The sequence below is a fragment of the Paracoccus sp. NSM genome, from assembly GCF_052379855.1.
Lineage (GTDB): Bacteria > Pseudomonadota > Alphaproteobacteria > Rhodobacterales > Rhodobacteraceae > Paracoccus.
The window spans coordinates 421,118-445,361 of record NZ_JBQTCG010000002.1 but is presented as its reverse complement, the minus strand read 5'-3'; the positions used below and the strand labels follow the sequence as shown (position 1 = coordinate 445,361).

General features: G+C 66.9%; 22 protein-coding genes. 18 read left to right on the top strand and 4 right to left on the bottom strand.

The window, feature by feature from the left end:
- Positions 1-5 precede the first annotated feature (5 nt).
- Together ACTZWU_RS05280 and alr are read right to left on the bottom strand one after the other, a co-directional pair.
- Positions 6-776 carry an MlaE family ABC transporter permease gene (locus ACTZWU_RS05280; RefSeq protein WP_444736303.1) on the bottom strand — a complete coding sequence of 257 codons (771 nt, stop codon included), beginning with the start codon at positions 774-776 and terminating at the stop codon, positions 6-8.
- Complete coding sequence (alr, locus tag ACTZWU_RS05275; RefSeq protein ID WP_444736302.1) at positions 767-1,786, bottom strand: alanine racemase; 1,020 nt, start codon at positions 1,784-1,786, stop codon at positions 767-769. Before alr ends, ACTZWU_RS05280 begins: the two co-directional genes overlap by 10 nt.
- Before the next feature lie 254 nt (positions 1,787-2,040).
- Here alr and ACTZWU_RS05270 point away from each other — a divergent pair, with 254 nt between their 5' ends.
- The 7 genes from ACTZWU_RS05270 (at position 2,041) to ACTZWU_RS05240 (ending at position 7,619) form a co-directional block, all read left to right on the top strand.
- On the top strand, positions 2,041-3,573 hold the full coding sequence (locus tag ACTZWU_RS05270; RefSeq protein ID WP_444736301.1) for an acyl-CoA carboxylase subunit beta: 1,533 nt from the start codon (positions 2,041-2,043) through the stop codon (positions 3,571-3,573).
- A 212-nt stretch (positions 3,574-3,785) separates the two neighbouring features.
- Entirely contained in the window at positions 3,786-3,935 is a 150-nt protein-coding gene (locus ACTZWU_RS05265) for a hypothetical protein (protein ID WP_219829484.1), read from the top strand.
- 87 nt (positions 3,936-4,022) lie between these two features.
- Positions 4,023-4,457, top strand: coding sequence for a hypothetical protein (locus tag ACTZWU_RS05260; protein WP_444736300.1), 435 nt, complete (start codon positions 4,023-4,025; stop codon positions 4,455-4,457).
- Positions 4,458-4,584: 127 nt separating this feature from the next.
- Positions 4,585-4,824 carry a hypothetical protein gene (locus tag ACTZWU_RS05255; RefSeq protein ID WP_444736299.1) on the top strand — a complete coding sequence of 80 codons (240 nt, stop codon included), beginning with the start codon at positions 4,585-4,587 and terminating at the stop codon, positions 4,822-4,824.
- 60 nt (positions 4,825-4,884) lie between these two features.
- Complete coding sequence (locus ACTZWU_RS05250) at positions 4,885-5,106, top strand: hypothetical protein (RefSeq protein ID WP_304617472.1); 222 nt, start codon at positions 4,885-4,887, stop codon at positions 5,104-5,106.
- A 102-nt stretch (positions 5,107-5,208) separates the two neighbouring features.
- Positions 5,209-7,251, top strand: coding sequence for an acetyl-CoA carboxylase biotin carboxylase subunit (locus ACTZWU_RS05245; protein ID WP_444736298.1), 2,043 nt, complete (start codon positions 5,209-5,211; stop codon positions 7,249-7,251).
- Positions 7,248-7,619 (top strand): hypothetical protein, encoded by a 372-nt coding sequence (locus ACTZWU_RS05240; protein ID WP_444736297.1) that lies wholly within the window; start codon positions 7,248-7,250, stop codon positions 7,617-7,619. The genes ACTZWU_RS05245 and ACTZWU_RS05240 overlap by 4 nt, the downstream gene beginning before the upstream one ends.
- A gap of 94 nt (positions 7,620-7,713) precedes the next feature.
- On the opposite strand, the gene ACTZWU_RS05235 is transcribed toward ACTZWU_RS05240, so the two are convergent.
- Positions 7,714-8,292, bottom strand: a complete 579-nt coding sequence (locus ACTZWU_RS05235) for a DUF4174 domain-containing protein (RefSeq protein ID WP_444736296.1) — start codon at positions 8,290-8,292, stop codon at positions 7,714-7,716.
- Between the two features lie 57 nt (positions 8,293-8,349).
- Here ACTZWU_RS05235 and scpA point away from each other — a divergent pair, with 57 nt between their 5' ends.
- The 3 genes from scpA to ACTZWU_RS05220 all read left to right on the top strand — a co-directional run bounded on the left by scpA (position 8,350) and on the right by ACTZWU_RS05220 (position 12,505).
- On the top strand, positions 8,350-10,485 hold the full coding sequence (gene scpA, locus ACTZWU_RS05230) for a methylmalonyl-CoA mutase (protein ID WP_444736295.1): 2,136 nt from the start codon (positions 8,350-8,352) through the stop codon (positions 10,483-10,485).
- A 102-nt stretch (positions 10,486-10,587) separates the two neighbouring features.
- Complete coding sequence (locus ACTZWU_RS05225) at positions 10,588-11,124, top strand: hypothetical protein (protein ID WP_444736294.1); 537 nt, start codon at positions 10,588-10,590, stop codon at positions 11,122-11,124.
- A gap of 91 nt (positions 11,125-11,215) precedes the next feature.
- Positions 11,216-12,505: a homoserine dehydrogenase gene (locus tag ACTZWU_RS05220; RefSeq protein ID WP_444736293.1), complete on the top strand. Its 1,290-nt coding sequence runs from the start codon at positions 11,216-11,218 to the stop codon at positions 12,503-12,505.
- A gap of 79 nt (positions 12,506-12,584) precedes the next feature.
- Here ACTZWU_RS05220 and guaB read toward each other — a convergent pair whose 3' ends face one another.
- Positions 12,585-14,033, bottom strand: a complete 1,449-nt coding sequence (gene guaB / locus ACTZWU_RS05215; protein ID WP_444736292.1) for an IMP dehydrogenase — start codon at positions 14,031-14,033, stop codon at positions 12,585-12,587.
- Between the two features lie 210 nt (positions 14,034-14,243).
- Between guaB and ACTZWU_RS05210 the strand changes: the two genes are divergently transcribed.
- From ACTZWU_RS05210 to metH, 8 genes are all read left to right on the top strand, one after another.
- Positions 14,244-15,362, top strand: coding sequence for an OmpP1/FadL family transporter (locus tag ACTZWU_RS05210; protein WP_444736291.1), 1,119 nt, complete (start codon positions 14,244-14,246; stop codon positions 15,360-15,362).
- Positions 15,363-15,644: 282 nt separating this feature from the next.
- On the top strand, positions 15,645-16,508 hold the full coding sequence (locus tag ACTZWU_RS05205) for an ATPase (RefSeq protein ID WP_444736290.1): 864 nt from the start codon (positions 15,645-15,647) through the stop codon (positions 16,506-16,508).
- Positions 16,509-16,511: 3 nt separating this feature from the next.
- Entirely contained in the window at positions 16,512-17,444 is a 933-nt protein-coding gene (locus ACTZWU_RS05200; RefSeq protein WP_444736289.1) for a homoserine O-succinyltransferase, read from the top strand.
- Positions 17,441-18,331, top strand: a complete 891-nt coding sequence (ppk2, locus tag ACTZWU_RS05195) for a polyphosphate kinase 2 (protein ID WP_444736288.1) — start codon at positions 17,441-17,443, stop codon at positions 18,329-18,331. Before ACTZWU_RS05200 ends, ppk2 begins: the two co-directional genes overlap by 4 nt.
- Before the next feature lie 64 nt (positions 18,332-18,395).
- Positions 18,396-19,139, top strand: a complete 744-nt coding sequence (locus ACTZWU_RS05190) for an SDR family oxidoreductase (RefSeq protein ID WP_444736287.1) — start codon at positions 18,396-18,398, stop codon at positions 19,137-19,139.
- 81 nt (positions 19,140-19,220) lie between these two features.
- Positions 19,221-20,258 carry an ABC transporter substrate-binding protein gene (locus tag ACTZWU_RS05185; protein WP_444736286.1) on the top strand — a complete coding sequence of 346 codons (1,038 nt, stop codon included), beginning with the start codon at positions 19,221-19,223 and terminating at the stop codon, positions 20,256-20,258.
- 158 nt (positions 20,259-20,416) lie between these two features.
- Positions 20,417-21,454, top strand: coding sequence for a homocysteine S-methyltransferase family protein (locus tag ACTZWU_RS05180; RefSeq protein WP_444736285.1), 1,038 nt, complete (start codon positions 20,417-20,419; stop codon positions 21,452-21,454).
- On the top strand, positions 21,447-24,179 hold the full coding sequence (gene metH, locus ACTZWU_RS05175) for a methionine synthase (RefSeq protein WP_444736284.1): 2,733 nt from the start codon (positions 21,447-21,449) through the stop codon (positions 24,177-24,179). Before ACTZWU_RS05180 ends, metH begins: the two co-directional genes overlap by 8 nt.
- The last annotated feature ends 65 nt before the right edge of the window (positions 24,180-24,244 follow it).

The window sequence follows — 24,244 nt, the reverse complement described above, 5'->3', positions numbered from 1 at the left end:
CGCGCTCATCGGAAGAACAGTCCCGTCAGGATGAAGTTCGCCGCAAGGATGCCCACCGCCGCCGCCACCACGGCCGAGGTCGTGGCCCGGCCCACCCCCGCCGCGCCGCGCGCGCAGCGCATGCCGAACCAGCAGCCCGACAGGGCGACGACCAGCCCGAAGACCGCGCCCTTGATCAGGCCCGACAGCACGTCCCAAGTCTCAAGATAGGCCCAGCTGTCGGCGATGTAGCGCGCCGAGGTGAATCCGAGCGAGGTCGTCCCCACCAGCCAGCCGCCCATGATGCCGATGATGTCCCCCACCGCGACCAGAACCGGCAGCGACAGTATCGCGGCCCAGAGGCGCGGCGTCACCAGCCAGCGCACCGGGTCGGTGGATAGCGTGACCAGCGCGTCGATCTGTTCGGTGACGCGCATCGTGCCGATCTCGGCGGCGATGGAACTGGCCACGCGCGCCGCGACCATCAAACCGCCCAGAACGGGGCCAAGTTCGCGCACCATGCCGATGGCGACAATGGCGGGGACGACATCGCTGGCCTGAAAGCGCGCGCCGCCCGAATGGATCTGCAAGGCCAGCGCCGCGCCGGTGAAGAGCGCCGTCAGCCCGACCACGGGCAACGACAGCCAGCCGATCTGGATGATCTGCTGCGCCAGCGCGCGCCCCGGGAAAGGCCGCAGCCGCGTCAGACCGCGCGTGGCGAACAGCGTCACCGCCCCGATCCCGCGCAGCATTGCCAGCGCCGGGCGGCCAAGGCCGCGCAAGGCCGTTACGACCATGAGCGGGCGTAACGCTGACGCAGGGCGGTCAGGATCTCGTATCCGATGGTGCCTGCCAGATCGGCCAGCCGGTCGATGGGCTGATGGGCGCAGATCAGGTCCAGCGTCTCGGGCACGTCCTCCAGCGCCGTCACATCGACGGTGATGAGGTCCATCGAGACGCGCCCGACGATGGGGCAACCGGTATCGCCCGAATAAAGCATCGCCCCCTTGCCGGACAGCGAGCGCAGCACACCATCCGCATAGCCCGCATCGACGGTGGCGATGCGGCAGGGGCGGTCCGCTATATATGAGGCGCCGTAGCCGACCATCTCGCCCTTGGCGACGGCGCGGGTCTGGATCACGCGCAGCGACAGGCGGACGGTCTGCTGCGCCTCGGCAAAGGGCAGGCCGCCATAGAGGCCGATCCCGGGCCGCACCATGTCGAAATGGTAATCCGGCCCCAGCAGGATGCCGCCTGTCGCAGCCAGCGACAGCGGCACACCCTCGCAACCCCGCGTCATCTCGCGGAAGGCTGCAAGCTGGGCGGGATTGGCCGGGTGGTCGGGTTCGTCGGCGCAGGCCAGATGCGACATGATGAAGTCAGGCCCCGCGGCCAGAGCTTCGGCGCGGATCGCGGCCCATTCGGGCGCCTCCATCCCCAGCCGGTTCATGCCGCTGTCAAGCTGGATCGCGAAGGGCTTGCCGGGGCGCAGCGCGCGGTCGCGGAAGAACTGTTCGGGCGAGTTCAGGACGGGGACGAGGCCGGTCAGATCCTCGCCCGGCATATGGCCCGACAGGATGCTGATGCGCGCATCATCCGGCAGATGCGGGCGCAGGGCGCGGCCCTCGCTGGCAAGGGCGACGAAGAAGTCGCGCGCGCCCGCCGCATAGAGCGCCGGTGCGACCCGCGCCGCCCCCAGCCCGTAGGCATCCGCCTTGACCACAGCCGCACAGCGCGCACCCGGCGCGCGGGCGGCCAGCGCCCTCCAGTTGGCCGTGACGGCCGCGATATCGATCTGCAATCCCATGCCGGTTGAGTGCCTTCGCAGGCGCCGCGCGTCAAGCGAAAGTGGCGGAGGGGGGACGCGCCGGGCCGGCCATCGAGGCCGCCCCGGCGCGGCGTCCGACCCTTTAGGGTCGCCCGCGCGCACCCCGCTGTGTTTGCACTTTTTCAGTTTGCGCGCGATCAACGCGACATAGTTTGCAAATTTTCTCAAAAATCCTTTCCAGCTCGCGGGTTGGCGTCTAGTTTCGCAACACGGCTGAGCGGAGGGGACTTGCGATGAAGGATATCCTTGCGGAACTGGAACGGCGGCGCGACCAGGCCCGGATGGGCGGCGGCCAGAGGCGCATCGACGCGCAGCATGCCCGCGGCAAGCTGACCGCGCGCGAACGCCTCGATCTGCTGCTGGACGAGGGCAGTTTCGAGGAGTTCGACATGTTCGTCGCCCATCGCTCGACCGATTTCGGGATGGAGGCCGACCGCCCGCATGGCGACGGCGTGGTGACCGGCTGGGGCACGATCAATGGCCGCATGGTCTATGTCTACAGCCAGGACTTCACCGTATTTGGCGGATCGCTGTCGGAAACGCACGCCCAGAAGATCTGCAAGATCATGGACATGGCGATGCAGAATGGCGCGCCCGTCATCGGGCTGAACGATTCGGGCGGCGCCCGCATCCAGGAGGGTGTGGCGAGCCTTGCGGGCTATGCCGAGGTCTTCCAGCGCAACATCCTGGCCTCGGGCGTGGTGCCGCAGATCAGCGTCATCATGGGCCCCTGCGCGGGCGGTGCGGTCTATTCGCCCGCGATGACCGACTTCATCTTCATGGTGCGCGACACGTCCTACATGTTCGTGACCGGCCCCGACGTGGTGAAGACCGTGACGAACGAGGTCGTCACCGCCGAGGAACTGGGCGGCGCCAGCACGCATACCAAGAAATCCTCGGTCGCGGATGGCGCCTTCGAGAATGATGTCGAGGCCCTGTCGGAAATCCGCCGCCTGTTCGATTTCCTGCCGCTGAACAACCGCGAAAAGGCGCCGACCCGGCCCTTCTTCGACGATCCGAGCCGCATCGAGCCCAGCCTCGACACGCTGATCCCCGACAACCCGAACCAGCCCTATGACATGAAGGAGCTGATCGCCAAGGTCGCGGATGAGGGGGATTTCTACGAGATCCAGAAGGATTTCGCGGGCAACATCATCATCGGCTTCATCCGGCTGGAGGGGCAGACCGTCGGCGTTGTCGCCAACCAGCCGATGGTGCTGGCGGGGTGCCTGGACATCGACAGCTCGCGCAAGGCCGCGCGTTTCGTGCGCTTCTGCGACGCTTTCGAGATCCCGATCCTGACGCTGGTGGACGTGCCGGGCTTCCTGCCGGGGACGGGCCAGGAATATGGCGGCGTGATCAAGCACGGGGCGAAGCTGCTTTTCGCCTATGGCGAGGCGACGGTGCCGAAGGTCACGGTCATCACCCGCAAGGCCTATGGCGGGGCCTATGACGTCATGGCCTCGAAGCACCTGCGTGGCGATTTCAACTATGCCTGGCCCACGGCGGAAATCGCGGTGATGGGCGCCAAGGGCGCGGTCGAGATCCTCTATCGCAGCGAATTGGGCGACCCCGACAAGATCGCGGCCCGCACGAAGGACTACGAGGACCGCTTTGCCAACCCCTTCGTCGCCGCCGAAAAGGGTTTCATCGACGAGGTGATCCAGCCCCGTTCGACGCGCCGCCGGGTGGCGCGGGCCTTTGCCTCGCTCAGGGGCAAGCGGCTGAGCAATCCGTGGAAGAAGCACGACAACATCCCGCTGTAAGCGACACCGACCATGCGCCCCCACCCCAAGCACAAATGCGTGAATGATGCAGCCGCGCCACAGCCTCGCCGGGGCGACCTGCCCGGCCGTGGCGGCGACTGTCTGAAATCGGGGCGCGCCGCTATCATGCCGACCGGGCCGGTTCGAACCGAAACCGGCCTCAACCCGAGCAGCAGGGCGCCACGCCGCCCGCATCACAGGAGTGCATGTTCATGTCGAAGAAAATCATCCTCGGCCTCGTTCTGGTTTCGGCCTTCGCGGCCTGCCAGCGTCAGCAACCCGATGTCTTCGTGCCGACCGCGCCCGCAGCGCCCGTCGCCAATCCGGTCACGACCGAGCCCGTCTTCCGCGGCAAGTTCTGATACGATCTGCCCGATCAGACCGTGCGGGCGGCCCGTCTGCCCGCACGCAGAAACAGCCCCCGCAGGACACATCCTTGGGGGTTATCCATGCTGAAACACCGTGGTTTTCCGGGCCGCCTGCCCGGCACCGACTTTCAATTCGTGATCCGGCGCGAGAATCGCAAGGCCGGGGCTACGCCCATCACCCGCCGCGAACGGTTCAAGGACCGCAGGCCCGCCGACAAGCGCGCCGACGAGGGCTTTCTGGCGGCGCTCATCGAACATTTCGGCGACCAGCCCTTTGAGCGCGGCAATCTGGATGCCGGGCGCCTGTCCTGGCTGATCGGCCGCGAGGTCAAACCCGTGGGCGAGTTCGACCCTGCCGATTACGACCAGCTTCTGCAGGTCGATATGGCGGTGGCGCAGGCATCCTTTCCGCAATTGTTCCAAAGCGACGACCCCGAGGACGGGGATGACGACGACTGGTCCGACGATTGGGACGATGACACTGACGCGGATGACGACGACGAGGGCGACCGCTGATGCGCGAAACGCTGCTGATGGGAACCGCGTCACGGGCATGTCAGTTTGACCTTCGCAAAGGTCATGCGATAACGCACGCCCATCAACAACCGGTCCCGCAGCGGATCATAACAACAGGCAGCATATCATGCAAAAATCCGTTCTCTTCCGCATCGGTGGCGTCTCGGCCCTGGTCCTCGGCCTGGCGGCTTGCGACCCGAACATGCAGACCGGTCTCAGCCCCGATGCGCAGCGTGCGGCCGGTGGTGCCGTTGCAGGTGCGGTCGTCGCCCGCGCTCTCAACGAAGACGTCGCAACCGGCGCGGCGCTCGGTGCTGCGGGCGGGGCGCTCTGCGACGATCTGGGCGTGTGCCAGCGTCGCTACTGATAGCCTTGCAGCCGCACAGGGAACCACCGCGTCCCCTGCGCGCCAGACAGGATTAGAGCCATGTCCAAGATTCTCGCCATTGCCGCCGTCATCAGCGCGACCGCTGTCGCCGGCTGCACCCAGAACATCAACCCGACGGATGCCGACCGCGCCATCATCGGCGCCGCGACCGGCTACACCGTGCAGACCGTCCGCGGCCGCGGCGGCAGCGACCGCCTGCGCGGCGCGGCCATCGGTGGCGCGGCAGGCGCGCTCTGCGACGATTTCCGTCTCTGCCAGTGATGATCTGACGCGCGGCGCTTGCCGCGTGCCAAACAGGATTGAGACCGTCCCCGGCCTTGCGGCCAGGGGCGGTTCTTTCATGTCGACCGGTCGGGAGGGGCCATGTTCAAGAAGATTCTGATCGCCAACCGGGGCGAGATCGCCTGCCGCGTCATCAAGACCGCGCGCCGCATGGGCATCGCCACCGTCGCCGTCTATTCGGATGCCGACCGCAATGCCCTGCATGTCAAGATGGCCGACGAGGCCGTCCATATCGGCCCTCCGCCCGCCAACCAGTCCTATATCGTGATCGACAGGATCATGGAGGCGATCCGCCAGACCGGCGCCGAAGCCGTGCATCCGGGCTATGGCTTCCTGTCCGAAAACATGAAATTCGCCGAGGCGCTCGAGGCCGAGGGCGTCTTCTTCATCGGCCCGCCCTCGGGCGCGATCGAGGCGATGGGCGACAAGATCACCTCGAAGAAGATCGCCGCCGAGGCCGGCGTCAGCACCGTTCCGGGCTATATGGGCCTGATCGCGGATGCCGACGAGGCCGCACGGATCAGCACCCAGATCGGCTATCCGGTGATGATCAAGGCCAGCGCGGGCGGCGGCGGCAAGGGCATGCGGATCGCCTGGTCCGAGGACGAGGCCCGCGAAGGCTTCGAATCCTCGAAGAACGAGGCCGCCAGCAGCTTTGGCGACGACCGCATCTTCATCGAAAAATTCGTGACGCAGCCGCGCCATATCGAGATTCAGGTTCTGGCCGACAAGCACGGCAACGCGGTCTATCTGCACGAACGCGAATGTTCGATCCAGCGCCGCAACCAGAAGGTCATCGAAGAGGCCCCCTCGCCCTTTCTCGACGAGGCGACGCGGGCGGCGATGGGTCAGCAGGCCGTCGCGCTGGCCAAGGCCGTGGGCTATTCCAGCGCCGGCACCGTCGAGTTCATCGTGGACGGCGACCGCAATTTCTATTTCCTCGAGATGAACACCCGGCTTCAGGTCGAACATCCCGTGACCGAATTGATCACCGGCGTCGATCTGGTCGAGCAGATGATCCGGGTCGCTGCGGGCGAGCCGCTGCCCTTCGCGCAATCGGACCTGAAGATCACCGGCTGGGCGATGGAAAGCCGCCTCTATGCCGAGGATCCCTATCGCAACTTCCTGCCCTCGATCGGGCGGCTGACGCGCTACCGGCCCCCGGCCGAGGTCGCCTCGGGGCCGATGCTGGCCAATGGCAAATGGCTGGAACAGGCCCGTCAGGGCGATCAGGCGGTCCGCAACGATACCGGCGTCTATGAGGGCGGCGAGATCAGCATGTTCTACGACCCGATGATCGCCAAGCTCTGCACTTGGGCGCCCTCGCGCCCTGAGGCGATCGAGGCGATGCGTCTGGCGCTGGACGAGTTCGAGGTCGAGGGGATCGGCCACAACCTGCCCTTCCTGTCGGCGGTGATGGACCATCCGCGCTTCGTCTCGGGCGAGATCACAACGGCCTTCATCGCCGAGGAATATCCCGAGGGCTTCCAGGGCGCGACCCTGCCCGACGCGGACCTGCACCGCATCGCCGCCGCTGCCGCCGCGATGCACCGCGTGGCCGAGATCCGGCGCACCCGCATCACCGGGCGGCTGGACAACCACGAACGCCATGTCGGCGAAAACTGGGTCGTGTTCATCGGCGATCAGGAACATCCCGTCCGCATCCGCGCCGACCGCGACGGCTCGACCGCCAGCATCGCGGGACAGGATCTGCGCGTCGAAAGCGACTGGAAGCCGGGGCAGAGCCTTGCGCGACTGATGGTCGATGACCGCCCGCTGGTCCTCAAGGTCGAGCGCATCGCGGCTGGCTACCGGCTGCGGACGCGCGGCGCCGATCTGCGCGTGCATGTGCGCCGCCCCCGCGCGGCCGAACTGGCGCGGCTGATGCCGGTCAAGCAGGCGCCCGACACGTCGAAACTGCTGCTGTGTCCGATGCCGGGGCTGATCGTGAAGATCAACGTGGCCCCCGGCGACGAGGTGCAGGAGGGTCAGGCGCTGGCCACCGTCGAGGCGATGAAGATGGAGAACATCCTGCGCGCCGAGCGCAAGGGCGTCGTCAAGTCGGTCAATGCCGAGCCGGGCCAGAGCCTCAAGGTCGATGAGATCATCATGGAGTTCGAATGATCGGCCTGCTGCCGTCCCTGTTCCTTGCGGCTCTGCCCGCGCTGGCGGCGGGGGCGGGCGCGGTGCTGGCTTTGGGGGGCGAGACCTTCCCGGCAGGCCCGACACGGCTGCCGATGGTCTATGTGCTGACGCCGCTGGCGGTGCTGGCGGTGTTCCAGATCGTGTTCGGCGCGCTGACCGGGCGCTGGCGGGGCTGGCGCTTCTGGGCACTGGCCCTGCCGGTCAGCGCGATTCTCTGGGGGGCGGGGCTGATCCTGTTCCTCGACGGGCGCGCCGCGCCCCTGCCGCTGCTGGTGTCAGAGGCGGTGGCGCATCTGCTGGTCGCAGTCATCGCGCTGGTTGCGCTGGAGCGGATGCGGCTGTCATGACGCACCAGCCGCGCGCCGCCGTCTTCAATCGCAAGGGCCTGGCGCCGCGCCGTGCCAGGGCCTGGTGGATGGCACCGATGCTGCCCGGCCGCGCCTATCGCTGCGCCGCGCGGCCCGTTTCCTGGCGTCTCAGCGGAAAGCGGTCGATGGCGCGGGCGATCTCGCGCACGCTCCAGGGGAAGGGCTTGCGCTGCTTGACCTGCCCGTCCTTGTCCAACACCACCAGCGAAAAGCCCGAGGGGCGGAGTTGCTGCCGCCAGATACTGTTGGCGCGCGGATCGGTATCGACGATCACGATCACGTCGCGCTGGACCAGCATCGAGGCACCCTCGTTCAGCATCCGCATCTGGTCGGCCACCGCCGGATCGCCGGGCGTGTCGGCAAAGACCACGATGGGCCGCCGCGTCCACAGGAACTGCTCGGGCGTGACCTCGTCGAAGCCCACGACCTCCAGCGCGGGGGCCGTCTGCGACGACATGTCCCGGGTTTCGGGCAGGATTTCGGGGGCCGCGCGCTCGGCCACGGGCGGCAGGCGGGCGGGATTGCGCTGCTGGCCCCGGTCTGGGGCGGTGCTTTCGGCCTGGGGCAGCGCGTCCGGGTCGGGCGGCGGCGCGTCGCGGCCGGGTCCCATCGCGCCCAGAACCATGGCGAATATCAGGAATTTCAACTTCATCGGCACCTCATCCTTGTCTGAATATAGGGCAGGACGTGCCGTGGGAAAGGACGGATCATGACAAAACCCACGCTTCAGGATTGGCGCAAGCTGGCCGAGAAGGAGTTGAAGGGCCGCGATCCCGACAGCCTGACCTGGCAGACGCTGGAAGGAATCCCGGTCAAGCCTCTCTATACCGAGGCCGATACCGAGGGGCTGACCCATCTGGGCAGCCTGCCCGGCCTTGCGCCCTATACGCGCGGCCCCCGCGCCACGATGTATGCGGGCCGGCCCTGGACGATCCGGCAATATGCGGGCTTCTCGACGGCCGAGGAATCGAACGCCTTCTATCGCAAGGCGCTGGCGGCGGGGCAGCAGGGCGTCTCGGTCGCCTTCGATCTGGCGACCCATCGCGGCTATGACAGCGACCACCCGCGCGTCGTGGGCGATGTCGGCAAGGCGGGCGTGGCCATCGACAGCGTCGAGGACATGAAGATCCTGTTCGACGGCATCCCGCTGGACAAGGTGTCGGTCTCGATGACGATGAACGGCGCGGTGATCCCGATCCTGGCAAACTTCATCGTCACGGGCGAGGAACAGGGCCATGACCGCGCGGTCCTGTCGGGCACGATCCAGAACGACATCCTCAAGGAGTTCATGGTCCGCAACACCTATATCTACCCGCCCGAGCCTTCGATGCGGATCATCGCGGACATCATCCAGTATACTTCGGACGAGATGCCCAAGTTCAACTCGATCTCGATTTCCGGCTATCACATGCAGGAGGCCGGGGCGAATCTGGTGCAGGAGCTGGCCTATACGCTGGCCGACGGGCGCGAATATGTGCGCGCGGCCATCGCGGCGGGCATGGATGTGGACGCCTTTGCGGGGCGGCTGTCCTTCTTCTTCGCCATCGGCATGAACTTCTTCATGGAGATCGCCAAGCTGCGCGCCGCCCGCCTGCTGTGGCACCGCATCATGACCGAGTTCGAGCCGAAGAAACCCGGCAGCCTGATGCTGCGGACGCATTGCCAGACCTCGGGCGTCAGCTTGCAGGAGCAGGACCCCTACAACAACGTCATCCGCACCGCGTATGAGGCGATGTCGGCGGCGCTTGGCGGCACGCAGTCGCTGCACACCAACGCGCTGGACGAGGCCATCGCCCTGCCGACCGAATTCAGCGCCCGCATCGCGCGGAACACGCAGCTGATCCTGCAGGAGGAGACGGGCATCACCCATGTCGTCGATCCGCTGGCGGGCAGCTATTACATCGAGAGCCTGACCGCGCAGCTGGCGGACGAGGCCTGGAAGCTGATCGAGGAGGTCGAGGCGATGGGCGGCATGACCAAGGCCGTGGCCTCGGGCATGCCCAAGCTCAGGATCGAGGAGACCGCCGCCCGCCGTCAGGCGCTGATCGACCGGGGCGAGGATGTGATCGTCGGCGTCAACAAGTACCGCAAGGACAAGGAAGACCCGATCGACATTCTCGATATCGACAATGTCGCCGTGCGCGAGGCGCAGATCGCGCGCCTGTCTCGCATCCGCGCCAGCCGCGACGCGGGCGCGGCCCAGGCCGCCTTGGCCGAGATCACCCGCCGCGCCCGCGAGGGCGGCAACCTGCTGGAGGCCGCCGTCGAGGCCGCCCGCGCCCGTGCAACCGTCGGAGAGATCAGCATGGCGATGGAAGAGATCTTCGGCCGCCACCGCGCCGAGGTGCGCACCCTGGCGGGTGTCTATGGCGCCGCCTACGAGGGCGACGAGGGCTTCGCCCAGATCCAGCGCGACGTCGAGGCCTTTGCCGAGGAAGAGGGCCGCCGCCCCCGGATGCTGGTCGTCAAGATGGGCCAGGACGGGCATGACCGGGGCGCCAAGGTGATCGCCACGGCCTTTGCCGATATCGGCTTTGACGTGGATGTGGGCCCGCTGTTTCAGACCCCCGAGGAAGCCGCGCAGGACGCCATCGACAATGACGTGCATGTGGTGGGCATCAGCTCTCAGGCGGCGGGTCACAAGACGCTGGCGCCCAAGCTGATCGAGGCGCTCAAGGCGCAGGGTGCGGGCGAGATCCTGGTGATCTGCGGCGGGGTGATCCCGCAGCAGGATTACGATTTCCTGCGCGCGGCGGGGGTCAAGGCGATCTTTGGCCCCGGCACCAACATCCCGCAGGCCGCCGCCGAGATCCTGACCCTGATCCGCGACGCACGCCGCGACTGATGGCGCAGGTTGCGTCCCGCGACGCCTTGGGGGGCCTTCGGCGGCCCCCAAAACCCCCTGCCCCGGACCCGGCGCGGACCGGGTCGCCCATAGGCCTGCGTCATGCCTCTGCCCCGCGCGCCTGACCGGCTGTCCGACGAGATGGCCGTGGCCCTCGGCCATGCGGTGTCGGGCTTCGGCTTTCTGGAAGAGGCCCTGAAGCGGGCGATCTTTTCGCTGTCGCGTCAGGGCCTCGGCGAAAGCGCGGACGAACGGGCGCTGACCCGCTGGCTGCGGCGCATGGAGGAAATTGCCGATGACAGCCTTGGCACGCTGATCGACAGCTTCATCGCCGCCGCGCGGCAGGCGGGCGTCGATGACTGGCGCGATCTGGAGGCCGAGCTGAACCGCATCCGGCTGCTGCGGAACCTGCTCTGCCATGCCTCGTGGCGACCGGGGCAGCGCGGCGGGCAATGGTATCCGGGCTTCATCAACACCCGCGGCGAGCGCTATCCCGATGACATGGGGACCGCCGATCTGGAGGCGATCCATGCCCAGACCCTCGCCCTTGCGCGGCGAGTCGTGTCGATCATGCGCGCCACCGGGATCGACGGGCGCTGGCTGGGCTATCCCGACGGCCGTTCCGAGGGTGGCGACTGAAAGCCACAACCGCACGGCCTTTGCCGCTTCGCGCGTTGCATGAAGGGCCAAGCCGCGCTAACACCCGCGAAATCTGGAAGCGAGGAAGCTCATGTCGTCCCCTCTCCGCCTGGGTATTGCCGGGCTTGGCACCGTCGGGATCGGTGTCGTCAAGATCGTGCAGAAACATGCCGACCTGCTGGCGCTGCGGGCGGGACGGCCCATCACCATTACCGCCGTGTCGGCCCGCGATCCGCTGAAGAACCGCAGCGCCGACATCTCGACCTACCGGTTCGAGACCGACCCCGTCGCCGTCGCCACCGCCGATGACGTGGATGTCTATGTCGAACTGATCGGCGGCGAGAATGGCGCGGCGCGCGACAGCATCGAGGCCGCGCTGCGCGCGGGCAAGGATGTGATCACCGCGAACAAGGCGCTTCTGGCCGTGCATGGCGCGGAACTGGCCGCGCTGGCTGAAAGCCTGGGCCGCGTGATCCGCTTCGAGGCGGCCGTGGCGGGCGGCATCCCGGTCATCAAGGCGATGACGGAATCGCTGGCGGGCAATGCCATCACCCGCGTCATGGGCGTGATGAACGGCACCTGCAACTACATCCTGACCCGGATGGAAAGCGCGGGCCTGCCCTACGAGGCCGTCTTCGAAGAGGCTCGCCAACTGGGCTATCTGGAGGCCGATCCGACGCTGGACGTGGGCGGCATCGATGCCAGCCACAAGCTGGCCATCCTGTCCTCGATCGCCTTCGGCACGCGGATCGATTTCGGTTCGGTCGAGATCGAGGGGATCGAGCGCGTCAGCATCGACGACATTCGCCGTGCCCGCGATCTGGGCTACCGTATCAAGCTGCTGGGCGTCGCTCAGATGACCGCACGCGGGCTGGAACAGCGCATGTCGCCCTGCCTTGTGCCCGCGGACAGCCCGCTTGGCCAGCTGGTCGGCGGCACGAACATGGTCGTGATCGAGGGCGACAGCGTGGGCCAGATCGTGCTGCGCGGCGCGGGTGCGGGCGAAGGCCCGACCGCCAGCGCCGTCCTGTCGGACTTGGTCGAGGTCGCGCGCGGCGTGCGCCTGCCGGTCTTCGGCCAGCCCGCCGAGACGCTGGTTGCCGCCCTGCCCGCCCGCACCGCCGTGCCTGCGGCCTATTACATCCGGCTGGAACTCCAGGACAAACCCGGCGCGCTGGCCAAGGTGGCCACGGTTCTGGGCGATGCGGGCATCTCGATCGACCGGATGCGGCAATACGGGCAGCACAGCCCCGCCAGCGTCCCGGTTCTGGTCGTCACCCACAAGACCACGCCCGAGGCGATCGACTTCGCGGTTGAGGCCCTGCCCAGGACCGGGGTTCTGGTCAGCGACCCGGTCGAGTTGCGGATCGAGGAGGTCTGAGGCCGCAAGGCCCCGACCTGTCGGACATGAGAAAGGCGCCGGAGGTTCCCCTCCGGCGCCTTTGCCGTTTTCACGACGCTCAGCCCAGACGGTAATTCGGGCTTTCGCGGGTGATCTGCACGTCATGGACGTGGCTTTCCTTGAGGCCCGCGCCGGTGATGCGGACGAACTGGCAATTGCGGCGCATCTCGGGGACGGTGGCGCAGCCGGTATAGCCCATGGCCGCGCGCAGGCCGCCGACAAGCTGGTGGATCACGTTGCCAGCCGGGCCCTTGTAGGGGACCTGCCCCTCGATCCCTTCGGGGACCAGCTTGTCGGTGGCGGCGTCCTTCTGGAAGTAGCGGTCAGCCGAGCCGCGCGCCATCGCGCCGAGGCTTCCCATCCCGCGATAGGATTTGAAGCTGCGGCCCTGATAGAGGATCACCTCGCCGGGGCTTTCATCCGTGCCGGCGATGGCGCTGCCCACCATCGCGCAGCTTGCGCCCGCCGCGATGGCCTTGGCGAAATCGCCCGAGAACTTGATGCCGCCATCCGCGATGACCGGTACGTCACCGGCCGCGCCCGCGGCGTCCATGATCGCCGTCAATTGCGGCACGCCCACGCCCGCCACAATCCGGGTGGTGCAGATGCTGCCCGGCCCGATCCCGACCTTGACCGCATCGGCCCCGGCCTCGATCAGGGCGCGGGTCGCCTCGGCGGTGGCGACATTGCCTGCCACGACCTGAACGTCGGGGGCGAATTCCTTGACGCGCTCGACCGCGCGGGCGACGCCCGCCGAATGGCCATGCGCGGTATCGATCACGACCATGTCCACCCCGGCCTCGATCAGGGCACAGCTGCGCGCGAAGCCCTCATCCCCCACGGTCGAGGCTGCCGCGACGCGCAGGCGGCCCAGATCATCCTTGCAGGCCAGCGGGTTCAGCACGGCCTTTTCGGTATCCTTCAGCGTCAGAAGGCCGGTCAGCTTGCCCGAGGAATCGGTGACAAGCAGCTTCTCGATCCGGCGGGCCTTCATCAGGCTGATCGCCTCGGACCGGTCGGCGGGCTCGTGCAGGATGGCAAGGTTCTCGGCCGTCATCATCGCGCGCACCGGGGTGCGGTCATCGCTGGCAAAGCGCATGTCGCGGTTGGTCACGATGCCCAGGACGCGGCCATCCTCGTCCACGACCGGAAAGCCGGTGACGTTGTAGCGGTCCTGAAACGCCTTGGCGTCGGCCAGGGTCTGATCGGGGGTCAGCGTGATCGGGCTGTAGACGATGCCGCTTTCGAAACGCTTGACGCGGCGCACCTCGGCGGCCTGCTGGTCGATGGTCAGGTTGCGGTGGATCACGCCCATGCCGCCCGCCTGCGCCATGGCGATGGCCATGCGGCTTTCCGTGACCGTGTCCATGGCCGAGGACAGAAGCGGGATGTTCATGCGGATGGTCCGCGTGACATGCGTGGTCACATCCGCCGTCGAGGGCATCACCGTCGAGGCGGCGGGAACCAGAAGCACGTCGTCGAAGGTCAGGGCCTCACGAATCTGCATGGGAGATCATCCTTGCGGCAATGTCGTTTGGCAGTTTCCCCTTTCACGGGCGGGCGCATTTGTCCAGCCCGCCTGAAGCCGTTGCGACGATGTCACGGCAAGGCATTGACGGTTACGTGAACGTCACGTCATCTGCTGACGGGAATTGATTGTGCGACTCCCGCTGCTAGGCTCATTTCGGGGCAAGTAGGCTTGCCAAGGGAGGATGACATGAAAAAGACCATCGGCGGCCTTGCCGCACTGATGCTGACCACCGCGCCGGCCTTTGCCGGTGGTATCGAGCGCGCGCCGCAATCGCTGGCCGTGCTGTTCGAGCCGGGCAACTACGTCGAACTGAGCTTCGGCGGCGCCAACCCGACCGTCAGCGGCCGCGACGTGGCGGGCTTTCCGACCGGCGATGTGGCGCAGGGCTACGGCTTCGTGGGTCTGGGCTACAAGCAGCAGATCAACGAGAACCTGTCGGCGGGCCTGATCATCGAACAGCCGTTCGGGGCCGATGTGCGCTATCCGACGCAGCCCGGTGTGCCGAACCCGGCCGTTGACGGATCGGTCGTGCTTGGCGGGACCTTCGCCACGGTGAACTCGACCACGGTGACGGCGCTGGCGCGCTACAAGCTGGACAACAACATCTCGTTCCATGGCGGGATCCGCGCCTCGCGCGCCGATGCCGAGGTCGGGCTGAACGGCGCGGGCTATGGCGCCATCTCGGGCTACAACGTCCGGATGGATGCGGCCTGGGGCACGGGCTACGTGATCGGCGCCGCCTACGAGATCCCCGAGATCGCGGGCCGCATCTCGCTGACCTACAACAGCAAGGTCACGCATGAATTCGACACGCGCGAGAACATCAACCCGGGCGCTGTGACCACGACCTCGGTCGATACGCCGCGTTCGATCACGCTGGAGGGCCAGACCGGGGTGGCAGCCGACACGTTGGTCTTCGGCTCGATCCGGTGGGTGAAATGGTCGGAATTCCTGGTCGAGCCCGCCCGCTTCACCGCAGCGACGGGAAATGGCCTCGTTTCGCTTGAGGATACCACCACCTACACGCTCGGCGTGGGCCGCCGATTCACCGATAATTGGTCGGGCTCGGTCTCGGTCGTCTACGAGCCCGAAAACGACGACCTCGTGTCGCCGCTGGCGCCGACCAATGGGCGCAAGGGGATCACGTTGGCGGCCGTCTACACGATGGACAATTTCAAGGTCACCACCGGTATCAATTATTCGAAGCTGGGCGATGCCCGTCCGCAGACCGCCGGCCAGCCGCGCGCGCAGATGGAAGACAGCGATCTCTGGGGCATCGGCATCCGGGTCGGCTACAGTTTCTGATCGCGTTGATCTGATCCGAAAGGACGGCCCTGCCCTCGCGGCGGGGCCGTTTTTTCGTTTCGGGCGGCGGACCTTGCCGGGGGCGGTGGCCGGGGGAGTTCGCTCCCCCCGGACCCCCTGCGGGGGCGCACCCCTTGACCATCCGCGCTGCAGAGGGGGGTCCGGGGGGCTGGCCCCCCGGCGGTCGCGGGACGCAGGGACCCGGCCGCAGGGGCGCGCCCACCCCTTTTCTTGGCACGCCCGCGCGGTTAGCTAGAGGGCAGGCGGCGAAAGGGGCGGCGGATGATCTATGGCAGCGCGGATGAATGGCACTCTGCGCCCTCGAAGCGGATCGTGCTGTTCGGGATGTCGGGCCTTGGCAAGACCTATCTGGCGACGATGCTGCGCGAGACGGGCGACTGGTTCCATTACAGCGTCGATTACCGCATCGGCACGCGCTACATGGGCGAATACATCGCCGACAACTTCAAGCGCGAGGCGATGAAGGTCCCCTTCCTGCGCGAATTGCTGATGTCGGACAGCGTCTACATCGCCTCGAACATCACCTTTGACAATCTGGCGCCGCTTTCGACCTATCTGGGCAAGCCCGGCAGCCCCTCGCGCGGGGGTCTGCCCTTCGATCAGTATTGCCTGCGCCAGGACCAGCACCGCCGGGCCGAGATCGCGGCCCTGCTGGACACGCGCCACTTCATGGACCGCGCCGCCCAGATCTACGCCATCCCGCATTTCGTCTGCGACAGCGGCGGCTCGATCTGCGAGGTGGTGGACCCCGACAACCCCGACGACCCGGTCCTGACCGCGCTGGAACGCGACCTGCTGATGGTCTGGATCAAGGGCAGCGACGCCCATACCGCCGAACTGGTGCGCCGCTTCGACCGCGCGCCCAAGCCCATGTATTACCAGCCGCAATTCCTGGAGCGCGCCTGGATCGACTATCGCGTCGAGAAGGGCCTGACCGAGGACGAGGTCAATCCCGACGATTTCATCCGCTGGACCTATGCCCGCGCCCTGGCCCACCGCCAGCCCCGATACGAGGCGATGGCGCGCCGCGGCGTCACCATTCTGGCCGAGGAAGTGGCCGAGATCCGCAGCCCGGCCGATTTTGACGACCTGATCGCCCGCGCCATCGCGCGCAAGAAAGACTGAGCCATGCCGATCACCCTGAACGAGAACCTGCCCGCCTATCGCATCCTGTCCCAGGAAGGCGTCATGGTCATGTCGCCGGGCCGCGCCGCGACCCAGGACATCCGGCCCCTGCGGATCGGCCTTCTGAACCTCATGCCGAAGAAGATCCAGACCGAGAACCAGTTCGCCCGGCTGATCGGCGCCACGCCCCTTCAGATCGACTTTCAGCTGATCCGCATGTCGGATCACGAAAGCCGCAACACCGCCGCCGACCATCTGGAAAGCTTCTACCGCCCCTTCCGCGAGGTCGAAGCCACGGGCGAGAAATTCGACGGCCTGATCATCACCGGCGCACCGATCGAGCACCTGCCCTTTGACCAGGTCACCTACTGGGATGAACTGACCCGCGTCTTTGCCTGGACGCAGACGCATGTGCATTCGACTTTTGGCGTCTGCTGGGGCGGAATGGCGATGGCGTGGCATTTTCACGGCCTGCCCAAGCACATCCTGCCCGCCAAGGCCTTCGGCTGCTTCCGCCACCGGAACCTGGCCCCCGCCTCGCCCTATCTGCGCGGCTTCTCGGATGACGTTCTGGTCCCCGTCAGCCGCTGGACCGAGGTGCGACAGGACGATGTCGATGCCCGCCCCGCGTTGACGACGCTGCTGGCCAGCCCCGAGGTCGGGCCCTGCCTGCTGGCCGATCCGGGGCACCGGGCGCTCTATGTGTTCAACCATTTCGAATATGACAGCACCACGCTCAAGGACGAATACGACCGCGACGTGGCGGCCGGTAAGCCCATCGAGGTGCCCGCGAACTACTACCCGGACGACGACCCCGCGCAGATGCCCGCGAACCGATGGCGCAGCCACGCGCATCTGCTCTACGGTAACTGGATCAACGAGATCTACCAGACGACATGGTATGACATGTCCCGCATCGGAGAGACCCAGCCATGACCCGCCCCGCCCCCATCGCAGAACTGCCGCTGGTCGGGCGGATCTCGGATTATCTGGAAAACGACGCGCCCGCCGCGCTGCGTCAGGCCGTGACCGAGAGCGGGCGCCGCGAGATCCTCGACGCATCGTTCCCCTATCAGCGGATGATGGACAAGGCGGAATACGAGGCCGCGATGGAGCGGTTGCAGCTGCAGCTTGTGCGCATGATGCATGACGTGATCGCCACGAAAAAGCGCGTCGTGGTCCTGTTCGAGGGGCGCGACGCGGCCGGCAAGGGCGGTGCCATCGAACGGGTGCGCGCCAATCTGAACCCGCGTTCGGCCTATGTCGTGGCCCTGCCCAAGCCCACCGACCGCGAGGCCGGGCAATGGTATTTCCAGCGCTATGTCGATTGGCTGCCCGCCTCGGGCGAGATCGCGCTGTTCGACCGCAGCTGGTACAATCGCGGCGTGGTCGAACGGGTCTTCGGCTTTTCCTCCGAAAGCCAGCGCGAGGCGTTCTTTCGCCAGCTTCCCGGCTTCGAGCAGATGCTGATCGATGACGGCGTGATCCTGGTGAAACTGTGGCTGAACGTCGGCCGCGCTGAACAGTTGCGGCGGTTCCTTGCGCGCGAATGCGACCCGCTGAAGCAGTGGAAGCTGAGCCCGATCGACGTGGACGGACTGTCCAGGTGGGACGATTACACCCAAGCGATCCGCGACACGCTGGACCGCTCGCATTCCGACATCGCGCCGTGGACGGTCGTGCGGGCCGACGACAAGCGCCGTGCCCGGATCGCGGTGATCCAGTCGGTCCTGCACGCCGTCGATTTCGCGGGCCGCGACCTGTCCGCCATCGGCACCCCCGACCCCGCCATTCACGGCGGCCCCGAGATGCTGCGCGGCTAGCCCCTCTTGGCGGCTCAGGGCGCGCATGGCAGAACGGAGCCGTTCAGCCAGAGAGGGGGAGAACATGGAACTCGCACAAAGCCGCGCCATCGTGACCGGGGGCGCCTCGGGTCTGGGTCTGGCCACCGCGCGCCATTTTCGCGAGGCGGGGGCCGAGGTGATGATCCTCGACATGGCAGAAGCCGGACAGGCCGAGGCTGACCGCATCGGTGCGGGCTTCCAGCGCACGGACGTCACCGACGAGGCCAGCGCCGAGGCCGCCATCGCAGCCTCGGTCGCGCGGATGGGGGGCATCGACATCTGCCTGAATTGCGCGGGCATCGCCACGGGCGAGCGCGTGCTGGGCCGCGAGGGGCCGCACCGGCTGGACAGCTTCCGCCGCACCATCGAGATCAACCTGATCGGCAGCTTCAACATCATGCGCCTGGCCGCCGCCGAAATGGCCCGCAACGGGCTCGACGAGAACGGGGTGATCGTCAACACGGCCTCGGTCGCGGCGTTCGACGGGCAAAAGGGTCAGGCGGCTTATGCGGCCTCGAAGGCGGCGATTGCGGGGATGACGCTGCCGCTTGCGCGCGATCTGGCCAGCCAGCGCATCCGCGTCTGCGCCATCGCGCCGGGCATCTTCGGCACGCCCATGCTGCGCGGCCTGCCGCAAGAGGTGCAGGACAGCCTGGCCGAGGAGGTGACCTTTCCCAAGCGTCTGGGCGAGCCCGAGGAATATGCACGCCTTGCCGCTTTCATCGTTGCCAGCGGCTATCTGAACGGCGAGGTGATCCGCATGGACGGCGCGCTGCGGATGCGCTGATACACGGCCACGCGAGCCGCTTGCGCGCCTTGGTTCGCGCGGCTAGCCTCTGGCAAACTGCAACAGGAAGGCCTGCTTTTCATGCGTCTGCTGACAACCACCATTCTGGCCGTCTCGGCCCTTCCCGCCTTTGCCGCCGATCCCGAACTGACCGTCTTTGACTGGGCGGGATTCGAGGTCCCCGAGATCTTTCAGGCCTATGTGGACAAGCACGGCCAGTCGCCCACCTTCGCCTTTTTCGGCGATGACGACGAGGCGTTCCAGAAGGTCTCGTCGGGGTTCCGCGCCGATATCGTCCATCCGTGCAGCCAGATGGTCGGCAAATACCGCGACGCCGGCCTGATCGAGCCCTGGGACACCAGCCGCATCCCGAATTTCGACAAGATCGACGAGCGTTTCCTGGACAGCGAGGTGTTCCGCGACGATTCCGGCGTCTGGTTCATCCCGACCGATTGGGGCGCAACCGCCATCGCCTACAACACCGAAACCGTCCCGGCCGAGGACGTGGCCAGCCTTCAGGTCTTCGTGGACCCGGCCTATCAGGGGCGCACCTCGCTGCCCGACAGCGCGGATGACGTCTGGGCGCTTGGCTATCTGGCGACCGGCACGGCGGATTGGACCAACGTCACCGACGAACAATTCCAGGCCGCCGCCGACTGGCTGCGTCAGGCCCATCAGAATGTCGCGGCCTATTGGTCCGACCCGTCCGAACAGGCGCAGCTGATGGCCTCGGGGCTGGTGGATGTGGCCTGGTCGTGGAATGACGGCGTCGTCTATCTGCAAGGCGACGATTATCCCGTGGGCTTTCAGCGCGCCGCCGCCGAAGGCTCGTCAACCTTCTTCTGCGGTTTCGTGAACGTGAAGAACGGGCCGGGCAGCGAGGACAAGCTTTATGACTTCATCAACGCCTGGCTTGAGCCTTCGGCGGGTCGCGCGCTGCTGGACGCGATCGGCTACGGCCATACCTCGGTCGAGGCCATGGCGACCATCGCAGACGATCCGGCCGTGATCGAGGGGCTGGGCGATCTGGACGTTCCGGTTCTGGCGCAGACCCCGAACGACCCGCAGCAGCGCATCCGCCAGCTGGCCGAATTCGAGCGGATCAAGGCCGGGTTCTGATCCCGGAACACGACCGGACGGGGGCGGGGGCGCAGGCCACCGCCCCTTTTTCATGGGGCGCAGAGTTGCACGCGTTTCATGATCTTCTCCAGAAGTATGAATTTGCGGACAGGGGCGCGTGCAGTTATATCACGGGCTTCAATCACGAGGCCTGCCCCATGTCCCTGACCCCGTCCCCCGTCTTCAAGGCGCTGAACGACGCCGCGCGCGACCGCATCCTGATCCTCGACGGGGCGATGGGCACGCAGATCCAGAACCTCGGTCTTGGCGAAGAGGACTATACCGGCCACGGGTCGGGCCATGCCTGCCGCCACCACACGGATCACCCGCAAAAGGGCAATAACGACCTGCTGATTCTGACCCAGCCCGAAGCGGTCGAAGAGATCCATTATCGTTACGCCATCGCGGGCGCCGACATCGTCGAGACGAACACCTTTTCCGCGACCACCATCGCGCAGGCCGATTACGGGCTGCAACAGGCCGTGACCGACCTGAATGTCGAGGGCGCGCGCGTCGTGCGCCGCGCGCTGGACCGCGCCACGGCCCAGGATGGGCGCCCCCGCTTCGTCGCGGGCGCCATCGGGCCGACGAACCGCACGGCCTCGATCAGCCCGGACGTGAACAACCCCGGCTACCGCGCGACCAGCTTCGAGGAATTGCGCGCGGCCTATCTGCAGCAGGCGCGCGGCCTGATCGCGGGCGGCGCCGACATCCTGCTGATCGAGACGATCTTTGACACGCTTAACGCCAAGGCCGCCATTTTCGCCTGCCAGCAGGCGATGGAGGAACACGGCCTTGCGCTGCCGCTGATGATCTCTGGGACGATCACGGATGCCTCGGGTCGGACGCTGTCGGGGCAGACGCCCACGGCCTTCTGGTATTCGGTGCGCCATGCCCGGCCCTGGACGATCGGCCTCAATTGCGCGCTTGGCGCCGAGGCGATGCGCCCGCATCTGGCGGAACTCTCGGGCGTGGCCGAGACGCTGATCTGCGCCTATCCGAATGCCGGCCTGCCCAACGCCTTCGGCCAATATGACGAGGGGCCGCAGGACACCGCCCGGCAGGTCGCCGAATTCGCCCGCGAGGGCCTTGTGAACGTCGTGGGCGGCTGCTGCGGCACGACGCCCGACCATATCCGCGCCATTGCCGAAGCCGTCGCGGGCTTCGCCCCCAGAAAGGTGCCCGCCTATGCCTGACCGTCTTCTGCGCCTCTCGGGTCTGGAACCCTTCACGCTGACGCCCGACATTCCCTTCGTGAACGTGGGCGAGCGCACGAACGTCACCGGCAGCGCGCGTTTCCGCAAGCTGATCAAGGAACGCGACTACGCCACCGCGCTGGAAGTCGCCCGCGATCAGGTCGAGAACGGCGCCCAGATCATCGACATCAACATGGACGAGGGGCTGATCGACAGCCGCGCCGCCATGGTCGAGTTCCTGAACCTCGTCGCCGCCGAACCCGACATCGCCCGCGTGCCGATCATGATCGACAGCTCGAAATGGGAGGTGATCGAGGCCGGGCTGCAATGCGTGCAGGGCAAGCCGGTCGTCAACTCGATCAGCATGAAGGAAGGCGAGGACCAGTTCCGCCATCAGGCCCGCCTGTGCCTGGCCTATGGCGCGGCGGTCGTGGTCATGGCCTTCGACGAACAGGGCCAGGCCGACACCGCCGCCCGCAAGATCGAGATCTGCCAGCGCGCCTACAACATTCTGGTCAACGAGGTGGGCTTCCCCCCCGAGGACATCATCTTCGACCCCAATATCTTCGCCGTGGCGACCGGGATCGAGGAACACGACAATTACGGCGTCGATTTCATCGAGGCCACGCGCTGGATCCGCCAGCACCTGCCCCATGCCCATGTCTCGGGCGGGGTCTCGAACCTCAGCTTCAGCTTCCGTGGCAACGAACCCGTGCGCGAGGCGATGCATGCGGTGTTTCTCTATCACGCCATCCAGGCGGGGATGGATATGGGCATCGTCAATGCCGGCCAGCTGGCGGTCTATGACCGGATCGACCCCGACCTGCGCGAGGCCTGCGAGGATGTCGTCCTGAACCGCAAGCCCCGCGCGGGTGGCACCGCGACCGAACGCCTGCTTGAGATCGCGGAACGCTTCCGGGGCGACGGCGCGGGCGCGAAACGCGAAAAGGACCTGTCCTGGCGCGAATGGCCGATCGAAAAGCGCCTTGAACATGCGCTGGTCAATGGCATCACCGAATATATCGAGGCCGACACCGAGGAAGCCCGCCAACAGGCCGAACGCCCGCTGCACGTCATCGAAGGCCCGCTGATGGCGGGGATGAACGTCGTCGGCGATCTCTTCGGCGCAGGCAAGATGTTCCTGCCGCAGGTGGTGAAATCGGCCCGCGTGATGAAACAGGCGGTCGCCGTCCTTCTGCCCTATATGGAGGAGGAAAAGCGCCTCTCGGGCGGCGAGGGGCGCGAGACGGCGGGCAAGGTGCTGATGGCCACGGTCAAGGGCGACGTCCATGACATCGGCAAGAACATCGTGGGCGTCGTGCTCGCCTGCAACAATTTCGAGGTGATCGACCTTGGCGTGATGGTGCCGCCGCAGAAGATCCTGCAGGTCGCGCGCGACGAGAAGGTCGATATCATCGGGCTTTCCGGCCTCATCACCCCGTCCCTGGACGAGATGGTGCATCTGGCCAGTGAGATGGAGCGCGAGGGCTTCGACATTCCGCTGCTGATCGGCGGTGCGACAACCTCCAAGATCCATACGGCGGTCAAGATCGCGCCGCGCTACACGCGCGGCCAGACGGTCTATGTGACCGATGCCAGCCGCGCGGTGGGCGTGGCCTCGGCGCTGATGTCGCCCACGCAGCGCGCCGATTACGTCGCGGGCATCCGCGCGGAATATGCCGACGTGGCCGAACGCCATGAACGGTCCGAGGCCGCGAAAAGCCGCCTGCCGTTGGCCGCCGCCCGCGCCAATGCCATCCGCCCGGACTGGGCGGCCTATGCGCCGGTCGCGCCTTCCTTCACCGGCACCCGCGTGATCGACGATTGGGACCTGGCGGAAATCGCGCGCTACATCGACTGGACGCCCTTCTTCCAGACATGGGAGCTGAAAGGCGTCTATCCCCGGATCCTCGACGACGAAGCCCAGGGCGCCGCCGCCCGCCAGCTTTTCGCCGAGGCGCAAGAGATGCTGTCGCGCATCATCGAGGGCAAGTGGTTCCGCCCCCGCGCGGTGGTGGGTTTCTGGCCCGCCAATGCCGCAGGCGACGATATCCGTCTGTGGTCCGACGCCGACCGCACCACGCCCCTGGCCACGCTGCACACGCTGCGCCAGCAGGTGACCAAGCGCAACGGCCGCCCGAACGTGGCGCTGTCCGATTTCGTGGCCCCCGAGGGCATCGCCGATCATGTCGGCGGCTTCGTGGTGACGGCCGGCCCTGAAGAGGCCGAGATCGCCGCCCGCTACGAACGCGCCAATGACGATTACGGCGCGATCATGGTCAAGGCGCTGGCCGACCGCATCGCCGAAGCCATGGCCGAGATGCTGCATGAACGCGTCCGACGTGACTACTGGGGCTACGGCGCGGACGAGGCCTTCACCCCCGAGGAACTGATCGCGGAACCCTACAAGGGCATCCGCCCGGCCCCGGGCTACCCGGCCCAGCCTGACCATACCGAAAAACTGACGCTGTTCCGGCTGCTCGATGCCGAACAGGCGACGGGCGTGACGCTGACGGAAAGCATGGCGATGTGGCCCGGCTCATCGGTCTCGGGCCTCTATATCGCCCATCCTGACAGCTATTATTTCGGCGTCGCCAAGATCGAGGAAGACCAGGCCCGCGACTATGCCGCCCGCAAGGGCTGGAGCCTGGAGGAAACCGAACGCTGGCTGGCGCCCGTCCTTAATTACGACCCCGCCCGGCGTGCGGCTGAAGAGGCGGCCTGACGCCCCTTTGCCTTGGAAAAATATCCTCGGGGGGTGCAGGGGGGCAGACAGCCCCCCTGCCCTTG

Bases quoted from the DNA above. Each gene is read 5' to 3' on its own strand.
- ppk2 (WP_444736288.1), top strand. From the start codon at position 17,441: ATGACCCGCCCCGCCCCCATCGCAGAACTGCCGCTGGTCGGGCGGATC.
- ACTZWU_RS05190 (WP_444736287.1), top strand. From the start codon at position 18,396: ATGGAACTCGCACAAAGCCGCGCCATCGTGACCGGGGGCGCCTCGGGT.
- ACTZWU_RS05260 (WP_444736300.1), top strand. From the start codon at position 4,023: ATGCTGAAACACCGTGGTTTTCCGGGCCGCCTGCCCGGCACCGACTTT.
- ACTZWU_RS05280 (WP_444736303.1), bottom strand. From the start codon at position 776: ATGGTCGTAACGGCCTTGCGCGGCCTTGGCCGCCCGGCGCTGGCAATG.
- ACTZWU_RS05205 (WP_444736290.1), top strand. From the start codon at position 15,645: ATGATCTATGGCAGCGCGGATGAATGGCACTCTGCGCCCTCGAAGCGG.
- ACTZWU_RS05200 (WP_444736289.1), top strand. From the start codon at position 16,512: ATGCCGATCACCCTGAACGAGAACCTGCCCGCCTATCGCATCCTGTCC.
- ACTZWU_RS05255 (WP_444736299.1), top strand. From the start codon at position 4,585: ATGCAAAAATCCGTTCTCTTCCGCATCGGTGGCGTCTCGGCCCTGGTC.
- ACTZWU_RS05220 (WP_444736293.1), top strand. From the start codon at position 11,216: ATGTCGTCCCCTCTCCGCCTGGGTATTGCCGGGCTTGGCACCGTCGGG.
- ACTZWU_RS05250 (WP_304617472.1), top strand. From the start codon at position 4,885: ATGTCCAAGATTCTCGCCATTGCCGCCGTCATCAGCGCGACCGCTGTC.
- ACTZWU_RS05180 (WP_444736285.1), top strand. From the start codon at position 20,417: ATGTCCCTGACCCCGTCCCCCGTCTTCAAGGCGCTGAACGACGCCGCG.
- alr (WP_444736302.1), bottom strand. From the start codon at position 1,786: ATGGGATTGCAGATCGATATCGCGGCCGTCACGGCCAACTGGAGGGCG.
- ACTZWU_RS05235 (WP_444736296.1), bottom strand. From the start codon at position 8,292: ATGAAGTTGAAATTCCTGATATTCGCCATGGTTCTGGGCGCGATGGGA.
- scpA (WP_444736295.1), top strand. From the start codon at position 8,350: ATGACAAAACCCACGCTTCAGGATTGGCGCAAGCTGGCCGAGAAGGAG.
- ACTZWU_RS05270 (WP_444736301.1), top strand. From the start codon at position 2,041: ATGAAGGATATCCTTGCGGAACTGGAACGGCGGCGCGACCAGGCCCGG.
- ACTZWU_RS05245 (WP_444736298.1), top strand. From the start codon at position 5,209: ATGTTCAAGAAGATTCTGATCGCCAACCGGGGCGAGATCGCCTGCCGC.
- guaB (WP_444736292.1), bottom strand. From the start codon at position 14,033: ATGCAGATTCGTGAGGCCCTGACCTTCGACGACGTGCTTCTGGTTCCC.
- ACTZWU_RS05185 (WP_444736286.1), top strand. From the start codon at position 19,221: ATGCGTCTGCTGACAACCACCATTCTGGCCGTCTCGGCCCTTCCCGCC.
- ACTZWU_RS05240 (WP_444736297.1), top strand. From the start codon at position 7,248: ATGATCGGCCTGCTGCCGTCCCTGTTCCTTGCGGCTCTGCCCGCGCTG.
- metH (WP_444736284.1), top strand. From the start codon at position 21,447: ATGCCTGACCGTCTTCTGCGCCTCTCGGGTCTGGAACCCTTCACGCTG.
- ACTZWU_RS05265 (WP_219829484.1), top strand. From the start codon at position 3,786: ATGTCGAAGAAAATCATCCTCGGCCTCGTTCTGGTTTCGGCCTTCGCG.
- ACTZWU_RS05210 (WP_444736291.1), top strand. From the start codon at position 14,244: ATGAAAAAGACCATCGGCGGCCTTGCCGCACTGATGCTGACCACCGCG.
- ACTZWU_RS05225 (WP_444736294.1), top strand. From the start codon at position 10,588: ATGCCTCTGCCCCGCGCGCCTGACCGGCTGTCCGACGAGATGGCCGTG.